This is a genomic window from Streptomyces sp. NPDC006393 (assembly GCF_040628575.1).
Lineage (GTDB): Bacteria > Actinomycetota > Actinomycetes > Streptomycetales > Streptomycetaceae > Streptomyces.
On sequence record NZ_JBEXZD010000204.1, the window covers coordinates 1 to 3822 of the forward strand.

At 69.6% G+C, this 3822-nt stretch carries 2 protein-coding genes and 2 pseudogenes; 1 reads left to right on the forward strand and 3 read right to left on the reverse strand.

The features are described 5' to 3' along the window. Nucleotides 1–612, forward strand: a 612-nt coding sequence (locus tag ABZ484_RS38410) for an MFS transporter (RefSeq protein ID WP_358870591.1), incomplete at its 5' end; no start/stop codon positions are given. 69 nt (nucleotides 613–681) lie between these two features. Here ABZ484_RS38410 and ABZ484_RS38415 read toward each other — a convergent pair. The 3 genes and pseudogenes from ABZ484_RS38415 to ABZ484_RS38425 all read right to left on the reverse strand — a co-directional run. Continuing rightward, complete coding sequence (locus ABZ484_RS38415; RefSeq protein ID WP_358870592.1) at nucleotides 682–1926, reverse strand: chitinase; 1245 nt, start codon at nucleotides 1924–1926, stop codon at nucleotides 682–684. A 108-nt stretch (nucleotides 1927–2034) separates the two neighbouring features. Next, a pseudogene (locus tag ABZ484_RS38420) lies at nucleotides 2035–2970 on the reverse strand (chitinase); the annotation flags it as partial. A gap of 210 nt (nucleotides 2971–3180) precedes the next feature. After that, nucleotides 3181–3690 (reverse strand): annotated as a pseudogene (locus tag ABZ484_RS38425) (carbohydrate binding domain-containing protein); the annotation flags it as partial. Nucleotides 3691–3822 lie beyond the last annotated feature (132 nt).

Consider the following 3822-nt stretch of genomic DNA (forward strand, 5'->3'; position numbering starts at 1 on the left):
CTGACCCGGCGCACGGTCGCCTTCGGCAATGCCGCGGGTGTCCTGGCCTTCGCCACCGAGACCTCCCTCGTCTTCCTGATGACTCTGTATCTGCAGAAGGTGCTGGGGTTCTCGCCGCTGGCGGCGGGCCTGTCGTTCGGGCTGCTGGGCCTGGGCACGGTGGCGGGCGGAATGCTGGCGCCGCGGTTCATCGGCTGGACCGGGACCCGGACGGCGCTGGTGACGGGTGCGCTGGTGCAGACCGTCGCGACGGCCGCGCTGCTGCCGCTGGGCACGACCACGGGAAGCCTTGGACTGCTGCTGCCGGCCACGTTCGTGGGCGGGGTGGGCAACATGCTGCTGATCGTCGGGTTCATGGTGACCGCGACCAGCGGTCTGCCCGATCATGAGCAGGGCATGGCGACCGGTCTGGCCACGATGAGCCAGCAGATCGGTATCACCATGGGCACCCCGGTGATGAGCGCGATCGCGACGGGCGCGATGACGACCACCACCGTGACCGGGATCCTGCACGGCATCCGGACCGCCGTCGCGGTCGACACCGCGCTCGTCCTGGCCACCGCCCTCATCGCCGCCGTCTTCCTCCGCACCCCGACCACCTCCCAGCACTGAGCCCCGGACGACGCCGGCCTGGCCCCGGAAGCGGGGCCAGGCCGGCTCGGCGTGCAAAGGGTGCGGGGTTCAGCAGGAGCCGAGGTCCTGCCAGACGCCCCACTCCCCGGTGGTTCCGGGCTCCTCGCCCTGCGTCCACCACTTGGCCTTCCAGTTGTGGCCCTTCCACGAGACCGTATTGCCGCCGGTGTAGACCTGCGAGGAGTTCCAGGCGGCGATGGTGCAGGTCGAGCCGCCACTGGTCCCGCCGCTCGTCGTGCCACCCGTGGTGGTCCCGCCGCTCGTCGTACCGCCCGACGTCGTGCCGCCGCTCGTCGTACCGCCCGACGTCCCCGAGCCCCCCGCGTACGCCATGAACGCGTCGGTGAACGCCAGGCTGCTCTGGCTGATCTGGCTGCACGTCGACAGCGAGTTGGCGCTTCCGCTGCACGGCTGGTCGCGGTTGATGGACCAGAACGACAGCCGCCCGACGCCGTGCTGCGCGGCGAAGTTCTCCACGGTCGCCGCGTCCGCCAGCGTGAACGTCGAACCGTCGTCGTTCTTGCCGATCATCGGGGTGATCCCGAGGTTGGCGTACGTGTAGCTCGAGTCGACGGACTGCATCTGGGCCAGCGTCGCCTGTGCGGCGGCGATCGAGCCCTGGCCCATCTCGGTCCCGGTGCCCGAGTAGTAGTCCATGGTCATGATGTTGACCACGTCGATCTTGATGCCCGCGTTCTTGGCGGCCTTGAGGATGTTGACGCCGTCGTTGGTCAGCCCGCTCGCCAGGACCGGCAGGGTCATGGAGAACTGCAGGCTCGGGTTGGAGGCCTTGAGGTTCTTCATCGCCTGCATGTGGCGTGCCGCGGCGGCGGTGTCCGCCACCGCCGCGCCCTCGACGTCGAAGTCCAGCCGCGTGACGCCGTAGTCGTTGATCAGGGCCTGGTACCCGGCGTCGATCGAGCTCTGGGTCGTACACGTCCAGGCCAGCGGCAGGCCGCTCGCGCCGCCCGAGGAGATGATCACTGACGCGCCCTCGGACTTCGCCTTGGCGATCAACGGGTCGGTGAAGGAGTCGTTGCCGATCGGGAGGGTGTCGCCCCAGATCTGGTTGCAGCCTGAGCCGAGTACGAAGGCCGCCGTGTAGGCCTTGAGGTGATGGCCCGTGATGGCCGTGTCGAGCATGCCCTCCTGACTGTTCGACATGTCGACATACGGGGCGACGGAGTAGACGTCGCCCGAGGCGGCCGCGCCGCTGGGGGCCAGGGCGAGGACCGCACCGGCGGTCGCGAGGGCGAGCGCGGAGGCGGAAGCCGCCCATTTGGCAAAGTGCATGGGAGTCCCTCGGGCATGGAGTGGTGGGGTGGGGGAGCAGAGCGAAGCGGGAGAGGAAGTGGGAGGGAGAACTGGGCGGGAGAGGTGAAGGGAGGAGTGAGGGAAGCGTCAACGGCCTTGGAGAGACCTGACGTTGTTGCCGAACGTCCAGCCCTTCGAGCCGTCCCAGTTGAGCGACCACGTCATGAGGCCCTTGAGCCCGCCGCTGAAGGCGTTCCACGACTGGCTGACCAGGCTGGGCGCCATGTAGCCGCCCCCCGCGCCGGGTTGGGCCGGCAGCCCGGGGACCTGCTTGTCGTACGGCACCTTGATCGTGGTGCCCTGGACGACCAGTCCGTTGTTCAGGCACGTGGTCTGCGCGGTGAAGCCCGCGACCGTGCCCGCCTCGTACGAGTCGCCGGAGCAGCCGTACATGCTGCCGTTGTAGTACTGCATGTTGAGCCACCACAGGCGGCCGTTGTCCACGTACTTCTTGACGATCGGCAGGTACGCGCCCCAGATCGAGCCGTAGGTGACGCTGCCGCCGGTGACGTATGCGGTCTCGGGCGCCATCGTCAGGCCGAAACCGGCCGGCATCTGCGACAGCACGCCGTCGATGATGCGCTCCAGGTTGGCCTGGGAGGTGGAGAGGGTGTTGATGTTGCCGCTTCCGGACAGGCCGGTCTCGATGTCGATGTCGATCCCGTCGAAGTTGTACTGCTTGAGGATCGGCACCACCGTCGCCACGAAGCGGTCGGCGACCGCGCTCGAGGACAGGTCGATGCCCGCGGCCGCCCCGCCGATCGACATCAGGATCGTGGCGCCCGCGGCCTTGGCCTGGCACATCTCGGCGGGCGTCGGCACCTTGACGCCTGCGTCCATGCCGTCCTCCCACTTGACGGTGCCGTCGGAGAGGATCACCGGGAAGGCGGCGTTGATGACGTTGTAGCCGTGCGCGGCGATACGGCTGTCGGTGATGGGGATCCAGCCCATGCCGGGGTGGACGCCGTTGGCGGCGCCGTCCCAGTTCTCCCAGTAGCCCTGGAGGACCTTGCCCGACGGCTTGGGCTTCGTCGGGCAGGTGGTGCTGCCCGGCGGGGTCGTGGTGGGGGGCGGAGTTGTGGAGGGTGGAGTTGTGGAAGGCGGCGGAGTTGTGGTGGGGGGCGGGGTGGTGGTGGGGGGCGCGGTGGTGGGAGGTGTGGTCTGGCTCCCGCCGGGTCCGGTGAGCTCCACGTCGTCGGCCTCGTAGGCGGGTTGGCCGTACCAGCCGTGCAGGTAGATCGTCACCGAGGTGGTGGCGGCGCCGGTGGTGAAGTCCACGCTGAGCCGGCCGTACGAGGAGTTGCCCGCCGTCCACGTCGAGGGGTCGCTGCCCGCGCCGGTCCCGGTGGCGCCGAGGTAGACGTAGGAGCCCTGGACGTAAGCGCTCAGCGTGTAATGGGAGTTGGGCTGCACGCTGATGGTCTGGGTGCACCGCGCGTCGTCCTGGCCGGACGGGGTGGCCTTGAGGGCGCCGGAACCCGAGTGCACCGGGCTCGTCACGGCCGCCGCGCCGGACCCGGCCGAGCACGTCCAGCCCGAAAGTCCGCTCTCGAAGCCGGGGTTGGCCACCAGGTTGGCGGTCGCGGCGCCTGCCGAGCCGGAGTTCGCCAGGGCGAGGCCGGTGCCGACCATGGCGACCGCGCCGGCGCCTGCGAGGACGCGCTGGGCGACGGTTGAGCGTGGGGCGGTGCGGGGGTGACCGGTCCCGGCCGGCCCTAGAGGACGCAACCTCCGACGGAACATGCTGTGCTCCCTTCTCGCCACGTGCCATGGGCATGGGCAAGCTGTGGAGGGGCGTGACGCCCGGCTCTGGGTGAGGTGGAGACATACGGCCGTGTGACCGTCGGGATCGTAGGATCGGCGGCAGGGCTCGTC